Source organism: Pseudomonas sp. JV414, from assembly GCF_032424305.1.
In the GTDB taxonomy this organism is placed as follows: Bacteria; Pseudomonadota; Gammaproteobacteria; order Pseudomonadales; family Pseudomonadaceae; genus Aquipseudomonas; species Aquipseudomonas lini.
Window position 1 is genome coordinate 19,812 of record NZ_VYKC01000016.1, and the last position, 21,115, is coordinate 40,926.

General features: G+C 60.3%; 19 protein-coding genes. 10 read left to right on the top strand and 9 right to left on the bottom strand.

Annotation, left to right across the window (positions count from 1 at the left end):
- The first annotated feature begins 57 nt into the window (after positions 1–57).
- Positions 58–1,092: a type IV pilus twitching motility protein PilT gene (locus tag F6R97_RS16580; protein WP_007897938.1), complete on the top strand. Its 1,035-nt coding sequence runs from the start codon at positions 58–60 to the stop codon at positions 1,090–1,092.
- Between the two features lie 108 nt (positions 1,093–1,200).
- Here the strand turns inward: F6R97_RS16580 and F6R97_RS16585 are convergent, their stop codons facing one another.
- A complete protein-coding gene (locus tag F6R97_RS16585) occupies positions 1,201–1,821 on the bottom strand; it encodes a C40 family peptidase (RefSeq protein WP_038980977.1) in 621 nt (206 codons plus the stop codon).
- Positions 1,822–2,071: 250 nt separating this feature from the next.
- On the opposite strand from F6R97_RS16585, the gene F6R97_RS16590 reads away from it, so the two are divergent.
- On the top strand, positions 2,072–2,503 hold the full coding sequence (locus tag F6R97_RS16590) for an NINE protein (protein WP_050682260.1): 432 nt from the start codon (positions 2,072–2,074) through the stop codon (positions 2,501–2,503).
- Positions 2,504–2,613: 110 nt separating this feature from the next.
- Here the strand turns inward: F6R97_RS16590 and F6R97_RS16595 are convergent, their stop codons facing one another.
- The 7 genes from F6R97_RS16595 to gshB all read right to left on the bottom strand — a co-directional run bounded on the left by F6R97_RS16595 (position 2,614) and on the right by gshB (position 8,636).
- Positions 2,614–3,885 carry a dihydroorotase gene (locus F6R97_RS16595; protein ID WP_123719686.1) on the bottom strand — a complete coding sequence of 424 codons (1,272 nt, stop codon included), beginning with the start codon at positions 3,883–3,885 and terminating at the stop codon, positions 2,614–2,616.
- Positions 3,882–4,886, bottom strand: a complete 1,005-nt coding sequence (locus tag F6R97_RS16600) for an aspartate carbamoyltransferase catalytic subunit (RefSeq protein WP_007897943.1) — start codon at positions 4,884–4,886, stop codon at positions 3,882–3,884. Before F6R97_RS16600 ends, F6R97_RS16595 begins: the two co-directional genes overlap by 4 nt.
- A gap of 27 nt (positions 4,887–4,913) precedes the next feature.
- Entirely contained in the window at positions 4,914–5,417 is a 504-nt protein-coding gene (gene pyrR, locus F6R97_RS16605) for a bifunctional pyr operon transcriptional regulator/uracil phosphoribosyltransferase PyrR (protein ID WP_038980979.1), read from the bottom strand.
- Positions 5,418–5,515: 98 nt separating this feature from the next.
- Positions 5,516–5,953 (bottom strand): Holliday junction resolvase RuvX, encoded by a 438-nt coding sequence (gene ruvX / locus F6R97_RS16610; RefSeq protein ID WP_007897947.1) that lies wholly within the window; start codon positions 5,951–5,953, stop codon positions 5,516–5,518.
- Positions 5,953–6,525, bottom strand: coding sequence for a YqgE/AlgH family protein (locus tag F6R97_RS16615; protein WP_038980980.1), 573 nt, complete (start codon positions 6,523–6,525; stop codon positions 5,953–5,955). Before F6R97_RS16615 ends, ruvX begins: the two co-directional genes overlap by 1 nt.
- A 180-nt stretch (positions 6,526–6,705) precedes the next feature.
- Positions 6,706–7,605 carry an energy transducer TonB gene (locus F6R97_RS16620; protein ID WP_315866831.1) on the bottom strand — a complete coding sequence of 300 codons (900 nt, stop codon included), beginning with the start codon at positions 7,603–7,605 and terminating at the stop codon, positions 6,706–6,708.
- Between the two features lie 77 nt (positions 7,606–7,682).
- Entirely contained in the window at positions 7,683–8,636 is a 954-nt protein-coding gene (gene gshB, locus F6R97_RS16625) for a glutathione synthase (RefSeq protein WP_038980983.1), read from the bottom strand.
- A gap of 221 nt (positions 8,637–8,857) precedes the next feature.
- Between gshB and pilG the strand changes: the two genes are divergently transcribed.
- The 6 genes from pilG to F6R97_RS16655 all read left to right on the top strand — a co-directional run bounded on the left by pilG (position 8,858) and on the right by F6R97_RS16655 (position 18,825).
- A complete protein-coding gene (gene pilG, locus F6R97_RS16630) occupies positions 8,858–9,262 on the top strand; it encodes a twitching motility response regulator PilG (RefSeq protein WP_038980984.1) in 405 nt (134 codons plus the stop codon).
- Positions 9,263–9,319: 57 nt separating this feature from the next.
- Positions 9,320–9,685, top strand: a complete 366-nt coding sequence (pilH, locus tag F6R97_RS16635; protein WP_007897961.1) for a twitching motility response regulator PilH — start codon at positions 9,320–9,322, stop codon at positions 9,683–9,685.
- A 10-nt stretch (positions 9,686–9,695) separates the two neighbouring features.
- Positions 9,696–10,250, top strand: coding sequence for a chemotaxis protein CheW (locus F6R97_RS16640; protein ID WP_315866832.1), 555 nt, complete (start codon positions 9,696–9,698; stop codon positions 10,248–10,250).
- Between the two features lie 144 nt (positions 10,251–10,394).
- On the top strand, positions 10,395–12,443 hold the full coding sequence (locus tag F6R97_RS16645) for a methyl-accepting chemotaxis protein (RefSeq protein WP_315866833.1): 2,049 nt from the start codon (positions 10,395–10,397) through the stop codon (positions 12,441–12,443).
- Positions 12,444–12,479: 36 nt separating this feature from the next.
- Positions 12,480–18,377: an Hpt domain-containing protein gene (locus F6R97_RS16650; RefSeq protein ID WP_315866834.1), complete on the top strand. Its 5,898-nt coding sequence runs from the start codon at positions 12,480–12,482 to the stop codon at positions 18,375–18,377.
- Positions 18,370–18,825, top strand: coding sequence for a chemotaxis protein CheW (locus tag F6R97_RS16655; protein WP_315866835.1), 456 nt, complete (start codon positions 18,370–18,372; stop codon positions 18,823–18,825). Before F6R97_RS16650 ends, F6R97_RS16655 begins: the two co-directional genes overlap by 8 nt.
- Before the next feature lie 154 nt (positions 18,826–18,979).
- Here the strand turns inward: F6R97_RS16655 and F6R97_RS16660 are convergent, their stop codons facing one another.
- Positions 18,980–19,357 (bottom strand): DUF6124 family protein, encoded by a 378-nt coding sequence (locus F6R97_RS16660; protein WP_038980989.1) that lies wholly within the window; start codon positions 19,355–19,357, stop codon positions 18,980–18,982.
- A gap of 536 nt (positions 19,358–19,893) precedes the next feature.
- Here F6R97_RS16660 and F6R97_RS16665 point away from each other — a divergent pair.
- Both F6R97_RS16665 and F6R97_RS16670 read left to right on the top strand, forming a co-directional pair.
- Positions 19,894–20,523, top strand: a complete 630-nt coding sequence (locus F6R97_RS16665; protein ID WP_038980990.1) for a nucleotidyltransferase domain-containing protein — start codon at positions 19,894–19,896, stop codon at positions 20,521–20,523.
- A complete protein-coding gene (locus F6R97_RS16670) occupies positions 20,486–20,926 on the top strand; it encodes a hypothetical protein (RefSeq protein WP_038980991.1) in 441 nt (146 codons plus the stop codon). Before F6R97_RS16665 ends, F6R97_RS16670 begins: the two co-directional genes overlap by 38 nt.
- The last annotated feature ends 189 nt before the right edge of the window (positions 20,927–21,115 follow it).

Genomic DNA, 21,115 nt, shown 5'->3' on the forward strand with positions numbered 1-21,115 from the left:
TCAAGAGGCGCCAGCGGGTCTGAGGTTCGCGGCATTCTACTGGAATTGAGGAGCGCTATGGATATCACTGAGCTGCTGGCTTTCAGCGCCAAGCAAGGCGCGTCTGACCTGCACCTGTCCGCCGGCCTGCCACCGATGATCCGTGTCGACGGCGATGTGCGACGCATCAACCTGCCGGCCCTGGACCACAAGGAAGTGCATGAGCTGATCTACGACATCATGAACGACCTCCAGCGGGTGGATTTCGAGAAGCATCTTGAAACCGACTTTTCCTTCGAGGTGCCCGGCGTGGCGCGTTTTCGGGTCAATGCCTTCAACCAGAATCGTGGAGCGGGCGCGGTATTTCGGACCATTCCGTCCAAGGTCCTGAGCATGGACGATTTGGGGATGGGGGAAGTGTTTCGCAAGATTACCGAAGCGCCCCGAGGCCTGGTGCTGGTGACCGGCCCGACCGGCTCCGGCAAGTCCACCACGCTGGCGGCGATGATCGATTACCTGAACAACCATCGCCATCACCACATCCTCACCATCGAAGACCCCATCGAGTTCGTCCACGAATCGCGCAAATGCCTGATCAATCAGCGCGAAGTCCATCGCGATACCCGCAGCTTCGCCACGGCCCTGCGCTCGGCCCTGCGCGAAGACCCGGACGTGATTCTGGTGGGGGAAATGCGTGATCTGGAGACTATTCGGCTGGCGTTGACTGCCGCCGAGACCGGTCACCTGGTGTTTGGCACGCTGCACACCACGTCGGCGGCGAAAACCATCGACCGAGTGGTGGACGTGTTTCCGGGCGACGAGAAATCGATGGTGCGTTCAATGCTCTCCGAGTCATTGCTGGCGGTGGTGTCGCAGACATTGATCAAGAAAATCGGCGGCGGGCGAATTGCCGCCCACGAAATCATGCTTGGCACTTCGGCGATCCGTAACCTGATCCGCGAAGACAAGGTGGCGCAGATGTACTCGTCAATTCAGACCGGAGGGTCGCTGGGGATGCAGACCCTGGATATGTGCCTGAAGGAGCTGGTGACCAAGGGCGTGATCAGCCGCGAGCATGCACGGGAGAAGGCGCGGTCGCCGGATAATTTTTGAGTGCCTTAAAAGCAAAAGATCGCAGCCTTCGGCAGCTCCTACACGGGAATACGCGTTTCCATGTAGGAGCTGCCGAAGGCTGCGATCTCTTGATCTTGCTTTAAATAATTAGCGCTGTACGACGCGTAGCTGATTCTGTTCTTTCGGCAAAACCCGCTTGGCAACCACGTAGTGGCTTTCCCAGTACGGTTTCTTCAGGGTGTCGATAGTCACTGACTTGCCACGGCGTGGTGCGTGGATGAAGCGATCGTTGCCCAGGTAGATGGCAACATGATTGACCCGGCGGCTCTTGAGTTTGAAGAAAATCAGGTCGCCTGGCTTCAGATCGTTGCGATCGACTTTCTCGCCATGACCGCTGGCCATGGCGTTGGAGGTACGTGGCAAGTCAAACGTGGCGTCGTTGAACGCGTATTTCACCAGACCGCTGCAATCGAACCCTTTACTTGGGCTGCTGCCACCCCAACGATAAGGCGTACCGAGCACGTTTACCGCGCGGCTCAGCACGTTGCTGCTTTCCTTGGTCGCCATCGGCGGGACCAGCTTGCTGTTTACGCTGCTCAGCTGGCTGGAGCGTTTTACGGTCTGTTTGTTTTTGCTCGAAGGAGCAGAAACATGGGATTTTGGGGTGTAACCATTCACGTTAGGAAGACGTTGCTCACGATTGGTGGCGTGGGCGGCCAGGGGCAATAATAGGCAAATGGTTAGCCATGTCTTGAAAAATGGACGCATTAGGCAAGGCTCATATGGGTGAACGCGCAACTTTATAACAGCTTTTTTGGCCCCTCCGAGGCCGTTGGTCGATTCAAACTGGCGGGCGCGGAACTAAAAAGCGGCAAAATTGACGTGAGTTGTCTGACAAAAGTCAGGTATTACAAGGCTTTGACAGGAATGAAGGTAGCATCTGCCGTATGTCGGCCACCTGTAAAAAAGTCACAAAGAATTCAAGAATATTTCTCTATCGTGTGAGTCGAGGTCATCCATGAACACCTATCAACACCCCGCTTCAGAGCAAGACACACACAGCAAAGTGATTGGTTACCTGTTGTGGATTTTCGGTTTTACCGGGGCTCACCGCTTCTATTACGGTAAGCCGGTGACCGGGACGATCTGGTTTTTTACCCTCGGTTTGCTGGGGATCGGCTGGTTGATCGACCTGTTTCTGATCCCGGCCATGGACCGTGAAGCGGACCTGCGCTTCACCGCCGGCCCCATCGAATACAACGTGGCGTGGATTTTGCTGACGTTTCTTGGGGTATTCGGTGTGCATCGGATGTATCAGGGGAAGTGGATCAGCGGGTTGCTGTACCTGGTGACGGGCGGGGTGTTCTTTCTGGGGGTGTTGTATGACTTCTGGACGTTGAATGACCAAGTGTCTATTCGCAATGCCCAGGATAGAGGCGCCTTCCAGTAAGTCATCGCGGGCAAGCCCGCTCCCACAGTGGATGTGTATTGTCCGCAAATCTTGCGGTCAACCGATAACCCTGTGGGAGCGGGCTTGCCCGCGATTGGAGCAACGCGGTTTTACGCTTGGTGGCTGATCCGCCCATCCACCAGGGTGTAACGCACCACACCCGGCAAGCTATGGCCAATGAACGGGCAGTTCTCACCCTTGGACAACCAGGTCTCACCGGCCACGGTCGAGGCCGCAGGGTCGAACAGCACGATATCTGCAGGCCCACCCACCGCCAATTTGCCCGCCGGCAGACGCAACGCTTCGGCTGGGCCCGCGCTGAGTCGTGCGAGCAGCGTTGGCAGATCCAGCAAACCGTCTTCCACCAATGTCATCGCCAGCGGTAGCAGCAGTTCAACACTGCTGATGCCCGGCTCGGTCGCGCCGAACGGTGCCAGTTTGGCATCGCGTTCATGGGGCTGATGATGGCTGGAAATGGCTGACACCACCCCCGACTTCAGCGCTGCCCGCAGGCCATCGCGGTCCGCACGGGTGCGCAGCGGCGGCTGGACGTGATAGAGGCTACTGAAGTCGATCAGCGCTTCGTCGGTGAGGATCAGCTGATACAACGCCACGTCCGCCGTGACCTTCAGGCCACGGGCCTGGGCTTGGGCGATCAGTGCCACGCCGCGGGCGCTGGTGAGCTGGCTGAAGTGCGCGCGCACGCCGCTTTGCTCGACCAGCAGCAGATCCCGGGCCAGGGCCACGGTTTCGGCGGTTTCCGGAATGCCCGGCAAACCGAGGAAACTCGCAGTCGGGCCTTCGTGAGCCAAGCCACCTTCGGCCAGATCATGGTCCTGCGAATTGAAAATCACCGTCAGGTCGAACGTCGCCGCGTATTCCAGCGCCCGGCACAGGGTGCGGGTATTGCGGAAACTCTCCAGGCCATTGCCGAAGGCCACGCAGCCGGCATCGCGCAAGGCGACCAGTTCGGCCAGCTGTTCGCCATCCAGGCCTTTGCTCAGGGCGCCGATCGGGAAGACTTTGGTGTTGCCGGCTTCGCGAGCGCGGTCGAGGATCAGTTCGGCCACAGCCGAAGTGTCCAGCACCGGTTTGGTTTTCGGTGGGCAGCACAGGCTGGTCACGCCACCGGCAGCGGCGGCGCGGGTTTCGCTGGCGATCGAGCCTTTGCGGCTGTAGCCCGGCTCGCGCAGGGCGACGTTCAGGTCAACCAGACCCGGGGCCGCCACCAGGCCCTTGGCGTCGATGGTGTCTACTGCAACGAAACCGGCTGGAGCGGCGCCAAGGGCGACAATCTTGCAGGCTTCAACGTGGATATCAGTCACTTGATCCAGGCCGCTGGCCGGATCGATAACGCGTGCGCCGAGAATGCTGAGCTTCACTGGGCGTTCTCCTGCTCGAATTGGCGCTGGGCAGTTTGCCCGCTCATGGCCATGGACAGCACAGCCATACGAATCGCGATGCCGTAGGTCACCTGGTTGAGGATCACCGAGTGCGGGCCGTCGGCCACCGCCGACTCAATTTCCACCCCACGGTTGATCGGCCCCGGGTGCATGACGATGCAATCCGGTTTGGCCCCGGCCAGGCGGGCGGTGGTCAGGCCGAACAGGCGGTAGAACTCGCCTTCGCTCGGCAGCAGGCCGCCGGTCATGCGTTCACGCTGCAGGCGCAGCATGATCACCACATCTACGTCTTTCAGGCCTTCGGTCATGTCGGTATAGACCTTCACACCGTATTGCTCGATGCCGATCGGCAGCAGGGTTTTCGGCGCAATCACGCGAATGTCCGGGCAGCCAAGGGTTTTCAGAGCCAGCATGTTCGAGCGCGCCACCCGCGAGTGCAGGATGTCGCCGACGATGGCTACCGAAAGGTTTTCGAAGCCGCCCTTGTGCCGACGGATGGTGAGCATGTCGAGCATGCCCTGGGTCGGGTGGGCGTGACGGCCGTCGCCGCCGTTGATAATCGCTACTTGCGGGCAGACATGCTCGGCGATGAAGTGTGCCGCGCCGGAATCACCATGACGCACGACGAACATGTCGGCGGCCATGGCTTCCAGGTTGCGCAGGGTGTCGAGCAGGGTTTCGCCCTTGCTCGCCGACGACGTCGACACGTTCAGGGTGATCACGTCTGCCGATAGCCGCTGGGCCGCCAGTTCGAAGGTGGTGCGGGTGCGGGTGGAGTTCTCGAAGAACACGTTGCACACGGTCTTGCCGCGCAGCAACGGGACTTTCTTCACCGCCCGGGCGCCCACTTCGAGGAACGAGTCGGCAGTGTCGAGGATTTCCGTCAGCAGCTCGCGGCGCAAACCGTCGAGCGAGAGGAAGTGGCGCAGCTGGCCCTGATCATTGAGCTGCAGCGGGCGCTTGGTTTCTAGAGGCGTCATCGCGAGGGGGACTCTCAATAGGGCGAATTAAAGGGCGAGGTCTTGAAGTTCGAGCTTGAGTTCCGGGCCCGACAGTTTCACTCGTTCGTGGGCCGCCAGCGACAGGGTCGCGCCAACCACGTTCGGGCGGATCGGCAATTCACCGGCGTCCAGGTCCAGCAGGCACACCAGCGTCACGCTGGCCGGGCGACCGTAGTCGAAGAGTTCGTTCATCGCGGCGCGGATGGTCCGACCGCTCATCAGCACGTCATCGATCAGCACCAGGTGCTGGCCTTCGATTTCGAACGGCAGCGCCGATGGGCGTACTTGTGGGTGCAGGCCGTTCTGGCTGAAGTCGTCGCGGTAGAACGAAACGTCCAGGGTGCCCAGAGGCGAATCGCTGCCCAGTTCATCGAGCAATGCCTGAGCGACCCAGACGCCACCGGTCCGAATGCCGATGTAGCGCGGTTCGCTGATGCCCCGTTTGGCCAGATAGGTGTCTAGACGGGTCGCCATCTGGCTGATCAGTTCGGCGGGATTGGGCAGGCTCATGGTTTGCTCCTTCTTTGTCCCGAGCCGGATGCCGCTTGAGTGGTGGCTCGGGGTGTCGCTAAGGGAGACGCCGCAGCGGCTCTTCAGAATTAGTGCGGTCAGGATTCGAACAGTGCGGTGTTTTCGTCGAGCCAGCCTTGCAGCAGCAAAGCGGCGGCGATGGCATCGACCGGGTTGTCGCGGTAACTGCCTTTCTGGCCGCCACGGACCAGGCGTTCGCCCTTGGCCTCGAAGGTGGTCAGGCGCTCGTCGTGAGTATAGAAGGGCAGGTTGTAGCGGCCGTTCAGGCGTCGGGCGAACTTCTCGGCCCGCAGGCACATGTCGCTCGGTGTGCCATCCATGTTCAGCGGCAGACCGACCACCACAGCGTCGGGTTTCCACTCTTTAATCAGGGCTTCGACCTGATTCCAGTCAGGAATGCCGTTTTGCGCCTTCAAGGTGCACAGCTCGCGGGCCTGGCCGGTAATCACCTGGCCGACCGCAACGCCGATCTGTTTGGTGCCGTAGTCGAAACCCAAAATCAACCGCAGGGCCATCAGGCGTGCCCCGCCTGGCTGGTGAGCAGGCTGAGATTGACGCCCAAGTGTTTGGCCGCCGCTTCAAGACGCAATTCGCTGCTGGTGTTGAACAGGATGTCGGCATCGAACGGGCAGGTCAGCCAAGCGTTGTCGGCCAGTTCGGCTTCCAATTGCCCGGCTTCCCAACCGGCGTAGCCGAGGGTGATCAGACTTTTCGCGGGGCCGACGCCGTCGGCGATGGCGAACAACACGTCCTGGGAGGTCGACAGGGACAAGTCGCCTTCCAGATCAACGGTCGCCTGAAAGGTTTTCCCCGACGGATGCAGGACAAAACCGCGATCGGTTTGCACCGGGCCACCCATAAAGATCGGCACATGCTGGCAGAGCAACGGCGGTTCGATATCGGGGCGCAATTGCTCGAGGATATCGGCCAGGTTCAGGTCCTGCGGGCGGTTGACCACCAGCCCCATGGCACCATTGGCCGTGTGCTCGACGATGTAGGTCAAGGTGTGCGCAAAGTTCGGGTCGGCCATGTGCGGCATGGCGATCAGGAAGTGATGCTTGAGGTAGCTGGGGCTGACGTTCTTCATGAGCGCTAGTGTGGCGTTGGAGGGGCGAACTGACAAGCCGGGGATGCCGCAATTTGGCGGTCGGCACAGACCAAATGTGGGAGCGGGCTTGCTCGCGAAGAGGGCGGTACATTCAACATTGATGTCGACTGCCCCGACGCCTTCGCGAGCAAGCCCGCTCCCACAGGGGTTTTGCGCTGGTCAATTACTGGAGAGCTTGTCGCCACGCGCAAACTTCCAGGTGCGGATGATTTCCAGACGGTCGATGTCTGACAGATCCCCGGTAAACGGTGCAAACGGCGCCGCGAGCCTTACGATGCGCTGCGCCGCCTGGTCCAGCAGCGGCTGGCCGGACGATTCCAGTACCAGCACTTCATACAGCGAGCCGTCGCGGTTGATCGAGACCATCAGTCGCAAATTGCCGTAAATCTGTTTGCGCCGGGCTTCGTCGGGGTAGTTGAGGTTGCCGATGCGCTCGACCTTCTTGCGCCATTCATCTTTGTACCAGGCACCCTTGTCGCGCATGGTCGATGCGGCGCTCAAACGGTGAATGCGCGGGCGCTTGGCGTACAGCTGTTGTTCGCTGGCCAGTTCCGCTTCCAGGCTGGCGATGTCGCTGGACAGTTGCGCGCTGTCGAACGTCGGTGCCGCCACTTGGGGTTTGGTCAGGGGCTTGGGTTCTTCAGTCTTGGTTGCAGCTTTTTTCGGCTTCGGCGCGACGGTGGTCACAGACGCCTTGGGCGCGGCTTCCTGCACTTGAGGCTTGGCCGCCGGCGGTGGGGTGACTTGCTGCACCTTGTTGTCCTGGAATGGCGCGACCTCGGTGGTCTTGGGAATCGCTTTTTTCTCCAGGGTGCCGCTGCCTTCCTGATTTTCCTGGGCGAGAAAGTCAGCTTTCTCAGGCTTCTTTTCGCTTTTGAACGTGGCGAGGGTAATTTCCAGGGTTTTACTGATTTGCTTGGGTTCAACCATGGAAAACCCGACGCCCAGCAGCAAGGCCAAGTGAATCAGCGCCGCCAGAAACAGGGTGAAACCGAGGCGATCAGCCGGACGCACGCCACGGTGGGCGAGTTCAGGGGGCAGATCGGACGGGAGTGTCATAACAAGAAAACCAACATCGCGTTTTTTACAAGCCGGGGATGATAACGCAATGTTGGTTGCTTCTTGGCTGTTCTCGATCAACGAGTCTTGAGCTTCTGATCGATGGCATCCATCAGAAGGCCACCAATGTCGGTGCCGAACGCGTTATCGATCTCGCGAATGCAGGTCGGGCTGGTGACGTTGATCTCGGTCAGATGCTCACCGATCACGTCGAGACCGACGAACAGCAAACCCTTCTCGCGCAGGGTCGGGCCGACTTGCGCGGCGATCCAGCGATCTTTCTCGGTCAGCGGTCGGGCTTCGCCACGGCCACCGGCGGCGAGGTTGCCACGGGTTTCACCGAGCGCGGGAATCCGGGCCAGGCAGTAATCCACCGGCTCGCCGTCGATCATCAGGATGCGCTTGTCGCCATCAACGATTGCCGGCAGGTAGCCCTGGATCATGATCTGCTGACGGCCATGCAAGGTCAGGGTTTCGAGGATCACCGACAGGTTCGGGTGGCCAGCGGTGTGACGGAAGATCGACGAGCCGCCCATGCCGTCCAGCGGCTTGAGGATCACGTCACCGTGATGGTCGGCGAACTCACGCAACACGTCCGGGCGACGGCTGACGATGGTCGGCGGCGTGCACTGCGGGAACAGCGTGGCGAACAGCTTTTCGTTGCAGTCACGCAGGCTTTGCGGCTTGTTGACCACCAGTACGCCGGCATTTTCCGCTTGTTCCAGCAAATACGTGGAATAGACGAATTCCATGTCGAACGGCGGATCCTTGCGCATCAGGATCACGTCCAGGTCGCTCAGCAGCGCGTCGCTTTCGGCGCCCAGCTCAAACCATTTTTCCGGGTTGGCGAACACCTTCAGCGGACGCATCCGCCCGCGAGCTTCGCCTTCAGCCTGATACAAATCGCGCTGTTCCATATAGAACAGTTCCCAGCCACGCTTTTGCGCGGCCAGCAGCATGGCCAGCGAGCTATCCTTTTTATAGGAGATGCTGGCGATAGGATCCATGACAATCCCGACGCGAACGCTCATGGGGTTTTCCTCGAAATTGGGGTGGAAAGTGTTGTGAAAAAGTGGCGTCAGAGTGGCGCTGAGTGTGTTCCCGGTCAAGGAAAAACCACCGCCAGGGTCGCCCGATAGATTGGATGGGGAGACTGTGCTAAAAAGGCTCGGCCCTTGATCAATAAGGGTTTTGAGCGATCAATGAACCGTAAACGGACAATTTGATTCACAAAGGCGACGGTAGAGCCACTATGGAACAGCATTCCAGCGCCTTGAAGGTCATGGTGATCGATGATTCGAAAACGATTCGTCGCACCGCCGAAACGCTGTTGAAAAATGTGGGCTGTGAAGTCATCACCGCAATCGATGGTTTCGATGCCCTGGCCAAGATTGCCGACAATCACCCCGGCATCATCTTTGTCGACATCATGATGCCGCGTCTGGATGGTTATCAGACCTGCGCTTTAATCAAGAACAACAGTGCGTTCAAGTCCACGCCAGTGATTATGCTGTCGTCCAAGGACGGGTTGTTCGACAAGGCCAAAGGCCGGATCGTCGGTTCCGACCAGTTTTTGACCAAGCCTTTCAGCAAGGAAGAACTGCTGAACGCGATTCAGGCCCATGTACCGGGCTTCGCCGCCGTTTCGCCGCAGTAGGACACGCACAGTGACGCTCGGCCATGGGGCCCGGTGTCGACAAGAATGGGGAAGACCATGGCACGTATTCTGATCGTCGATGACTCGCCGACTGAAATGTACAAACTGACCGGCATGCTCGAAAAGCACGGTCATGAGGTGTTGAAAGCCGAAAACGGCGCCGACGGCGTGGCCCTGGCTCGTCAGGAAAAACCCGACGCAGTGCTGATGGACATCGTCATGCCCGGCCTCAATGGTTTCCAGGCGACCCGTCAGCTGACCAAAGACCCGGAAACCGGGCACATTCCGGTGATCATCATCACCACCAAGGATCAAGAAACCGACAAAGTCTGGGGTACGCGCCAAGGCGCCAAGGACTACCTGACCAAACCGGTCGACGAAGACACCCTGATCAAGACCCTGAACAACGTGCTGGCCGGTTGATCGTCCGGTCATGACCGAGTCGCTGACGGCTTTCGAACTGCTGCTGCAGATTGATCAGCGCTGTCGTCTGCTGGCGGCAGACCTGCCGTCCCAGCCGACCCGACAAGACAGCTGGAGCGGCATCGGTTTTCGCTTGGGCGAGCATTGGTACGTCGCGCCCATGGGCGAAGTCAGCGAAGTCCTGCACGAACCGCGCGTTACCCAATTGCCGGGGGTCAAACCCTGGGTCAAGGGCGTGGCTAACCTGCGCGGGCGCCTGCTGCCGATCATGGACTTGTATGGCTTTTTTTACGGTTATGAGCCCGGCCATGAACTGCCTGCCTTGCGCAAGCAACGGCGGATATTGGTGGTGGAGCACAAAGACGTGTTTGCAGGGTTGATGGTCGATGAGGTCTTCGGCTTGCAGCACTTTGCCCAGGACAGTCTGGAGCCGGTGCCGGCCGATGACTTGCAACGGCCGATGTCGGCGTTCGTCAAAGGCCGGTTTCAGCGTGAGCAGAAGTGGCAGGTGTTCAGCCCGTTTGCGTTGGCGCAGTCGCAAGGATTCATGAACGTAGCGCTGTAAACGCGGACCTTGTGGGAGTCGGGCTTGCCCGCGATGCAGACGACTCGGTCTGACTTCGAACCGAGTTGATGCAATCGCAGGCAAGCCAGCTCCCACAGGTTCTTCGGCAAGCTTTACAGGGTGTTGGTTAACAGGCGAGGACCGATGATAAAAGCAAAAACAGGCAAGCCAGAAGGGTCGCGCAGCCGGTCGCAGATCATCGTGCTGTTCATCGCGCTGATCGTCTTCATCATGCTGCTGTTCGCCAACTTCGCGTACCTCAACACCCAGGCGAATTACGACAAACAGTACATCGGCCACGCCGGTGAGCTGCGTGTGCTGTCCCAACGCATTGCCAAGAACGCCACTGAAGCCGCCGCCGGCAAGGCCGCGGCGTTCAAGTTGCTCAGCGATGCGCGCAACGACTTCGCCCAGCGTTGGGGCTATCTGAAGAAAGGCGATCCTTCCACCGGCCTGCCGCCGGCACCGTCCACCGTGCGCCCGGAAATGCGCGCCGTGCAGCTGGATTGGGAGCGTCTGCTGAAAAACACCGATGCCATCCTCTCCAGCGAACAGACCGTTTTGTCCTTGCATCAAGTGGCCGCGACCCTGGCCGAAACCGTGCCGCAGTTGCAGGTCGAATATGAAAAGGTCGTCGAAACCCTCCTGCAACGTGGCGCCCCGGCCACTCAGGTGGCGATGGCCCAGCGTCAGTCGCTGCTGGCCGAGCGGATTCTCGGCGCGGTGAACACCGTGCTGTCCGGCGACGAAAGCTCGCAGCAGGCGGCCGACGCCTTCGGTCGCGACGCGGCGCGTTTTGGCCTGGTGCTCAACGGCATGCTTCAGGGCAATGCGGCACTGAAAATCAGCCAGGTCGAAGACCGCGATGCACGCGCCCGGTTGACCGAGATTTCTGAACTGTTCGAGTTCGTATCGGGTTCGGTGGACGAAATCCTCGAAACCTCGCCGCAGCTGTTCAAGGTCCGCGAATCGGCCACCAACATCTTTACCCTGTCGCAAACCCTGCTCGATGAAGCCTCGCACCTGGCCAGCCGTTTCGAAAACCTCGCCGGCGGACGCAACACCGATACCATCGGCGGCTATGTGCTGGGCTTGCTGGCGCTGATGTCGATCATCCTCATCGGCCTGGTGATGGTGCGTGAAACCAATCGTCAGCTGCGTGAAACGGCCGAGAAGAACGAGCGTAACCAGAACGCGATCATGCGTTTGCTGGACGAAATCGAAGACCTCGCCGACGGCGACCTGACCGTGACCGCCTCGGTGACCGAAGACTTCACCGGGACCATCGCCGACTCGATCAACTATTCCGTCGACCAGCTGCGCGATCTGGTGGCGACCATCAACCTCACCGCCGGCCAGGTCGCCGCCGCCGTGCAGGAAACCCAGGCCACCGCCATGCACCTGGCCCAAGCCTCGGAGCATCAGGCCCAGCAGATTTCCGAAGCCTCCACAGCGATCAACGACATGGCCCAGTCCATCGATCAGGTCTCGGCCAACGCCGCCGAATCCTCCGCGGTGGCCGAACGTTCGGTGGAAATCGCCAACAAGGGCAACGAAGTGGTGCACAACACCATTCATGGCATGGACAATATTCGCGAGCAGATTCAGGACACCGCCAAGCGCATCAAACGGCTGGGTGAGTCTTCTCAGGAAATTGGCGACATTGTCAGCCTGATCGATGACATTGCCGATCAGACCAACATCCTCGCCCTCAACGCGGCGATTCAAGCGTCCATGGCCGGTGATGCCGGGCGTGGTTTTGCGGTGGTGGCCGACGAAGTGCAGCGTCTGGCCGAGCGTTCGTCCGCGGCGACCCGGCAGATCGAAACGCTGGTGCGGGCGATTCAGACCGACACCAACGAAGCGGTGATTTCCATGGAACAGACCACCACCGAAGTGGTGCGCGGCGCGCGTCTGGCGCAGGATGCCGGAGTGGCCCTGGAAGAAATCGAAGGCGTATCGAAGACCCTCGCGGCATTGATCCAGAGTATTTCCAACGCCGCGCAGCAACAGACTTCGTCGGCCGGCCAGATTTCCCTGACGATGAACGTGATCCAGCAGATCACCACGCAGACCTCGTCCGGTTCCACCGCCACCGCCGAGAGCATTGGCAACCTGGCGAAAATGGCCAGCCAGCTGCGACGTTCGGTGTCCGGTTTTACTTTGCCGGCCAAGTCTGCGGACAACGCTTGAACCGCCCTGGGCGGATGCATCTTGATTGGAGTGGTTATGGGTGATCGGCACGACTATGTGGCCCTCGAGTGGGTCAAAGGCGAGATTGCCGAAACGCTGAAACAGGCTCATCAGGCGATCGAAACCCTGATCGACGATCCGCAGGCGACGCACACGCTGAGTGAGTGTCTGGCGTGTGTCCATCAGGTTCACGGTAGCTTGCACATGGTCGAGTTTTACGGCGCGGCCCTGCTCGCCGAAGAGATCGAGCAGTTGACCAGCGCCTTGCAGCAGAACCGCGTCAGCCATCGCGACGAGGCGATCCATCTGTTGCTGCAAGCCCTGGGGCAATTGCCGACTTACCTCGACCGGGTGCAAGGCGCCCGTCGTGATTTGCCTTTAGTCGTGTTGCCTCTGATCAACGACCTGCGCAGCGCCCGTGGCGAAAGCCTGTTATCGGAAACCAGCCTGTTCAGCCCGCAACTGTTGGAGCTGCTACCTCTGGGCCCAGAGGCCTTGGCGCTGCTGGAACCGTCCGACTTGCCGAATGTGCTGCGCAAATTACGGCAAATGTTGCAGATGGCCCTGGTCGGTTTGTTGCGCGAGCAGGATGACGAAACCCACTTCGGTTATCTGGCCAGGGTTTTTACTCGCCTCGAAGCGCTGTGCGGCAATGCGCCCCTGAGCCCGTTATGGCAAGTCGCTTCGGCACTGGTCGAGGGCATGCGTAATGACTCGATTGCCAACAGCCCGGCGTTGCGCAGCCTGTTCAAGGACGCCGACAAAGAGCTCAAGCGTTTGCTCGAACAGGGCATGCCCGGAATCAATCAACCGGCACCGCCGCAGCTGCTCAAGAGTTTGTTGTTCTATATTGCCAAGGCCGAACACCCCACCGGGCAGATGCTGACCATGAAAGATCGCTACTCACTAGACGATGCGCTACCCGACGGCGCGATGGTCGATGAAGAACGGGCACGGCTGGCCGGCCCTGACCGCGACGCCATGCGCTCGGTATTGTCGGCGCTGTGCGAAGAGCTGGTGCGGGTCAAGGAGCGCCTGGACTTGTTCGTGCGTAGCGACCGTCAGCACACCTCAGACCTCGAAAGCCTGCTGGCGCCTCTGCGGCAAATCGCCGACACCTTGGCGGTGCTCGGTTTCGGCCAGCCGCGCAAGGTCATCATCGATCAACTGGCAGTGGTGCTGAGCCTCGCTCAAGGCCAGCGTGAACCCAACGACGCGACCCTCATGGACGTCGCCGGGGCCTTGCTCTACGTCGAAGCGACTCTGGCCGGCATGGTCGGTACCGTGGAGCCGGAAAGCCAGGAAGACAGCCGTCTGCCGACCACCGATCTGACGCAGATCCATCAGATCGTGATCAAGGAGGCACGCATTTGCCTGCAACAGGCCAAGGACATGATCGTCGACTACATCGACGCCGACTGGGACCGCCAGCATTTGCAACCCTTGCCGGCGTTGCTGACCCAGGTGCGCGGTGCGTTGGCGATGATTCCGTTGTCCCGCGCGGCGAGCCTGGTCGAGACCTGCAACGGCTTCATCCGCGAGCATCTGCTGGTGGACCCGGGCCAGCCCGGATGGCAGCAACTGGACAGCCTGGCCGACGTCATCACCAGCATCGAGTATTACCTGGAGCGCCTCAGCGACGACCCCGAAGCACCGGGGGAACACCTGCTCGACGTCGCCGAAAAAGGCCTGGTCTCACTCGGCTTCTTCCCCAGCGAACAGCAAGTGCCGATGCTCAAGGATGTGCTCAGCCCCAATGAAGCACTGGTCATGCAGGACATGCAGGAACTCGACGATCCCGAAACCGTTCAGTCTCTGGCCGATGTGTTGGCCAGCCCGGTGTCGTCCGTCAACCCGCCAGCCCTGACCATGCCGGGTAGCCTGTTGCCGCCGCCCGCCGGGGAAGAACCGGTGGACGATGAGCTGCGGGACGTCTTCCTCGAAGAGACTGACGAGGTGCTGGAAATTCTCGAGGAGTATCTGCCGCGCTGGTCGGCCAGTCCCGACAGTACATCGGTCTTGAGTGAATTACGCCGCGCCTTCCACACCCTCAAAGGCAGTGGTCGGATGGTCCGTGCGCTGGTGCTGGGTGAGTTGGCCTGGGCGGTGGAAAACCTGCTCAACCGAGTGCTTGAGCACAGCGTTGCACCTGGGTCCGCGGTGCAACAACTGGTGGGCGATGCGCTGAAGCTGTTGCCGGAACTGGTGGCCGAATTCGCCGCCAACGCCCAGCGCCAACGCAACGATGTCGATCAATTGGCCGCCCGTGCGCATGCCCTCGCCAAGGGTGATAAGCCGGTGTCCGATGAGGACGTGCAGGATGTCACGGCGCTCGATCCACTGTTGCTGGAGATCTTCCGCAACGAAGCCGAAACCCATTTGAGCAGCCTCAATCGCTTCCTCGACCAAGCCTCCGAACACGTACCGCTTCAGGCCAGCGACGAGTTGCAGCGGGCGTTGCATACCCTGAAGGGCAGCGCCTCGATGGCCGGTGTGCTGCCGATTGCCGAGCTGGCGGCGTCGCTGGATCAACTGGCCCGGGAGTACAAGGCGCACCGAATTGCCCTCGACCTGGACGAAGTCGAATTGCTGCTGGAAGCCGAAGGACTGTTCCGTCTTGGCCTGCGACAGCTCAAGAGCGATCCGCTGGCCGAAATTCCCGACGCCCGCTCGCTGATCGAGCGAACCCACGCAGTACTGGCCGAGCGTCTGCAAAGCCTGTTGAGCACGCCCAATACGAAGCTGCGCATCAAGCGCGATCCGCAACTGATCAACAACTTTCTTGCCCAAGGCATGGACATCCTGCTGGACGCCGAAAGTCTGTTGCAGCGCTGGCAGCAGCATCCCGGCGAGCGGCAGGAACTCAGCGCGCTGCTGGACGAATTGACCACCCTCGGCGAAGGCGCGCACCTGGCCGATCTGCATCAGGTGGATGAACTCTGTGAAGCATTGCTCGACCTGTATGGCGCGGTGGAAGAAAGCAGCCTGGCGGTCAGCGACAGGTTTTTCCACGAGGCGCAAAGTGCTCATGAGGCGCTGATCAACATGCTCGACGAACTGGCGGCCGGCCAGGAAGTCACTGCGCAACCGGAGCGCGTTCGGGCCTTGCGCGGCTTGCTCGATGAGAGTCTCGATCCATCCTCCATGGGGCTGATCCGCAGTGACGGCAGTCGCACCCTGAGCATCCGGGAACTGGGCAGCGCCACCGCCGAGCTGGAGCAGAGCGCGACGCAGGTGGAGCTGGACGACGAAATCGTTTCGATCTTCCTTGAAGAAGCGGTGGATATCCTCGAGAGCGCCGGCCAGGCCTTGCAGCGTTGGCTGAGTGACCCGGACAACGCCGCGCCGCTGTCGTCCTTGCAGCGCGACCTGCACACCCTCAAGGGCGGTGCGCGGATGGCCGAGGTCGAGCCGGTCGGCGATCTGGCCCATGAACTGGAAAGCCTTTACGAAGGCCTGGTGGACCGCCGTTACAGCCACAGCGAAGCGCTGGCGCAGTTGCTGCAACACAGCCATGACCGACTGGCCATGTTCCTTGATCAGTTGCGGCACAACCGTCCGCTGGGTGATCCGCGCGAGTTGATCGAAGCTATTCGTGAGTTTCGCCAGGGCAATGCCGGCAGCGCCGAGGTGATCGAACCAACGGCCAGCAACGACTCGGCGGGCCATGATTCCGAGCTTCTGGAGATCTTCCTCGAAGAAGGTTTCGACATCATCGAAAACTCCGGCGCGGCACTGTTGCGCTGGCAGGCCGAGCCGTCGAATCGCCAGGAAGTGGAAACCCTGCTGCGCGATCTGCACACCCTCAAGGGTGGCGCGCGAATGGTGGAGATCGCGCCGATTGGCGACCTGGCCCATGAACTGGAATTCCTCTACGAAGGCTTGTCGGCTGGCGTGCTGCAACCCACCGCCGAGCTGTTCTCGCTGTTGCAACGCAGCCATGACCGACTGGCGCAAATGCTCGACGCTACCCGCGCCGGTCAGCCATTGCCGCCGGCTGATCGGCTGATCGATGCGATCAAGAATTTCAGCCATCCAGCGGTGTCCGAAACATCGCTGACGCTGCCCGCAGTGCCCAAAGCCGAGTCGGCCACACCGCAAACCGAAGGCACCGACACGGTCAAGGTCTCGGCGGAGTTGCTCGACGACCTGGTCAACCTGGCCGGGGAGACTTCGATCTTCCGTGGCCGCATCGAACAACAGGTCAACGATGCACGGGTGGCCCTGAGCGAAATGGAAACCACCATCGAGCGCATGCGCGACCAGTTGCGCCGCCTCGATACCGAAACCCAGGGGCGGATTCTCAGCCGTCAGCAAGTCGAAGCCGAACGCTTGGGCTACGAAGAATTCGACCCGCTGGAGATGGACCGTCACTCGCAGCTGCAACAATTATCGCGGGCGCTGTTCGAGTCTGCCTCCGACCTGCTTGACCTCAAGGAAACCCTCGAACGGCGTAATCATGACGCGGAAAACCTGCTGCAACAGCAGGGCCGCATCAACACCGAATTGCAAGAAGGCCTGATGCGTACGCGCATGGTGCCGTTCGAGCGAATGCTGCCGCGTCTGAAGCGCATCGTTCGGCAGGTCGCCAGCGAACTGGGCAAGGACGTGGACTTCATTGTGGGCAACGCCGAAGGCGAGATGGACCGCAATGTCCTCGAACGCATGGCCGCGCCGCTGGAACACATGCTGCGCAACGCCGTCGACCATGGGCTGGAATCGGCCGAGGTGCGTATCGCGGCGGGTAAACCGGCCCAAGGCAAGATCACCCTCGACCTGTCGCGAGAGGGCGGCGACATCATTTTCGACATCCGCGACGACGGTGCCGGCGTGCCGCTGGACGCCGTGCGGCGCAAGGCGATCAAGCGCGGGTTGCTCGACCCGGACAGCGATATCAGCGACCGCGACGTGCTGCAATTCATCCTGCAACCGGGGTTCTCCACTGCCGAGAAAATCACCCAGATCTCCGGGCGTGGCGTCGGCATGGACGTGGTTCACGAAGAAGTCCGGCAGCTCGGCGGCGGCATGATCATAGACTCTGTGCCGGGGCAGGGCGTGCATTTCCGGATTCGCCTGCCGTTCACCGTGTCGGTTAACCGCGCGCTGATGGTGCAATGCGGGGAGGATCAATACGCGATTCCGCTGAACACTATCGACGGCATCGTTCGGGTGTTGCCCAATGAACTGGAAGGGCATTACCGGCTCGATCCGCCGACCTACGAATACGCCGGGCAACGTTATGAGTTGTGCTATCTCGGCGAGCTGCTGAAAACCAGCACCCGCCCGAAACTGCTGGGCCAGAGCCTGCCGTTGCCGGTGTTGCTGGTGCAGTGCAACGAACGGCATGTCGCGGTGCAAGTGGATGCCATGGCCGGCACCCGGGAAATCGTGGTCAAAAGCCTGGGCCCGCAGTTCGCCGCGGTGCAGGGTTTGTCTGGCGCGACGATTCTCGGCGATGGCCGGGTGGTGCTGATTCTCGACTTGCTGGCGCCGATCCGCGCCATGCAAGCGCAGGTACCAAAACGGCCTGTGACGCAGGACGTAGAGCCCGAATCGCAACGGCCGTTGCTGGTGCTGGTGGTCGACGATTCGGTTACCGTGCGCAAGGTCACCAGCCGTCTTTTGGAGCGCCACGGCATGAACGTGCTAACCGCCAAGGACGGTGTTGACGCCATGTTGCTGCTCGAAGAACACATGCCCGACCTGATGCTGCTGGACATCGAAATGCCGCGCATGGACGGCTTCGAAGTGGCGACCCAGATACGCGCCGACGAGCGCTTGCAACATCTGCCGATCATCATGATCACCTCCCGTACCGGCCAGAAACACCGCGACCGCGCCATGGCCATTGGTGTCAACGACTACCTCGGCAAGCCATACCAGGAATCGGTGCTGCTCGACAGCATCGCCCGGTGGAGCAAAACCCATGCATGAACACCGCTCCAGCAACCTCACTGGGCTTTTATTGCCCTTGGCTGATCGCAACCTGATCCTGCCTAACGTCGCTGTCGCTGAACTCATCGATTACCAACCCGGCGCCTTCGACCTCGACACACCACCGTGGTATCTGGGGCGGGTGACGTGGCGGGAACGGCAGATTCCGTTGCTCAGTTTTGAGTCGGCGTGCGGCAACAAAGTGGTGATCGGTGAGCGAGCACGGATCGTCATCCTCAACGCCCTCGGCGGGCGGTCTGAGCTGAAGTTCATTGCGCTGCTGGTGCAGGGGATTCCGCGGTCTTACAAGCTGGATAGCCAGTTGAGCTATGTCGATGTGCCGTTGTGTGCGTTGGAGCAGGCGGCGGTGCAGGTGGGAGAGCAAGTGGCGAAGGTGCCTGACTTGCTCGCGCTGGAGGAGCTTCTTGTAAGCGCAGGTCTGGTCTGACCGGACCCCTGTGGCGAGGGGGCTTGCCCCCGTTGGGTTGCGAAGCAGCCCCAAAACCTGCAACCGAGCTGTATCAGGTAAACCGAGAACAATGGTTTTACGACTGCTGCGCAGCCGAACGGGGGCAAGCCCCCTCGCCACAGGGGTTTCTGCGTTAAACCCCGGCCTGAGCCTTCATCTGCAACGACTCATGATGATCCAGCACCCGCTCCACCAACAACTGCACGCCATCTGCCAAACGGCTGAGCGCCAAGGCGACAGAGCGGCGTGAGCCTTCCACATCGTCCGCCAGATCGGCAGCAATGGCGCTGATGGACAGCAGGTCTTCGGAGGCATTGGCCAGAAGGGCTTCGGTGTCGATGTCGGGGGAGACGGTGAAGAGCTGGGACTTACGGCGTTTTGCCGGCTTTTCGTGGAGAGGGGGAAAGTAATGGGAGAAGGCGCGGTCAGCGGCTTCCTTCATTTTCTCTGCATCGAGGGATGCTTGGGAATCGGTCCCGGATTCTGGCGGGTTGGGAGTAGCTTTGAACATTGTGTATCTCCAGTAATGAGTTTCAGCTGCTCCATCGGTTCCAAACGAAGGGGTGGCAGCTGTACGCAGGTTGGAACCCGAGGTGGAGAAAACCCGGCAGACCCGAAGGTCTCCCGCGTACAGCCGCCATAACGGAATACACACATTAAAGGTGCGCAAGCATACGTCATGAGGGGCGCTTTTGCGCCTTCTACACCTCGGGGTTCCAAGCCCGGTCGCTGAGGTTGGCAGCGACTCCCAAACGATAAAGATCAACGCAAAACCGCACCAGTCGGCGGGTTCCGGCATTGCTGTAGGCAGCGACGCCAGACTGCGTAGCCTCTCACCGTTCCTGCGGACAAACTTTTAAACACAAAACCCCAAGCAGTCGGCCCCCTGTGGCGAGGGAGCTTGCTCCCGCTGGGCTGCGAAGCAGCCCCAAAACCTGCAACCGAGGTATATCAGGTACACCAAGAACAATGGTTTACGCTGCGTCAGGTTGAAGATTCCCAAAAAGGGACCTATCGTTCCTTTTTTGGGACTTATCGGTCGTTGCCGTGAAAAACCTGTCACTAAGTGAAGCCTTGTTCACCACCACCCAGCAAAAAGTGCTCGGCCTGCTGTTTGGTAAACCCGACCGAAGTTTTTACGCCAACGAGATCGCCCGCTGGGCTCAAGTGGGTAAAGGCAGCCTCATGCGCGAGCTGGATCGGTTGCAGCGGGCAGGCGTGCTGACCATGAGCCGTCAGGGAAACCAGACCCACTATCAAGCCAATCCCGACTGCCCGATCTATGCCGAACTGCTGGGCATCGCCCGCAAAACCTTTGGTATTGCCGAACCTCTGCGTCAGGCGCTCCAACCCTTTGCCGAACAGATCACCTGGGCCTTTGTGTACGGCTCTATCGCCAAGGATCAGGCGAACGCATCCAGTGACATTGATCTCATGCTGATCGGCGAGGGCCTGCACTACAGTGAAGTGATGGAGCGGCTTATCCCGATGGAAGAGCAGTTGGGCCGCGTCCTCAACCCGACGCTCTACACCCCCGACGACTGGGCCGCCAAACTGGTGGCTGAAAATAGTTTTGTCGTGCGGGTAGCGCAGCAGGACAAGATCAATCTGATGGGGGGAAACCCTTTGGAGTCCAAGGATGGGCAGCAACGAGAACCTGGAAAACCTGTTACGTAGCGGTGGACTGAAAGCTGAGCCGCCGGACCGCAAGGAATGCGAAGGGCTGATGCGTTCGGCTGTGGATCGATTGAAAGACGCGCAAACGTCTTCGCTTTCCTTCGCGAGTCGTTTCGACCTGGCTTACAACGCTGCCCATGCCCTTGCACTGACGGCTCTTCGCTTGTGCGGCTACCGTTCGGACAAGCGATATCTGGTGTTTCAGTGCCTGGTTCATACCGCTGATATTGGCAAAGTACAGGTTAGGCTATTCGCCCTGTGTCATGAGCGACGAAACCTGGCGGAGTACGAAGGCTATATGGATGAAGATCCGGCGTTGTTGGCGCAGTTGTTGGAAAGTGCTGAACAGCTTCTGATTCGAGTGCAGGAACAGATGGCGTCCTTCAATTCATCGCGGACCTGATCGTTCCCACGCTCCGCGTGGGAATGCAGCCCGGGACGCTCCGCGTCCCATTCGAGAGCTGGAACGCGGAGCGTCCCTTGAGGCATTCCCACGCAGAGCGTGGGAACGATCAGGGCGGTGTTCGATCATTACGGTGAACGTAACGATCCGTCTCTCTGCTTGATTGATGCCCCCCACCCAACGCTCCTA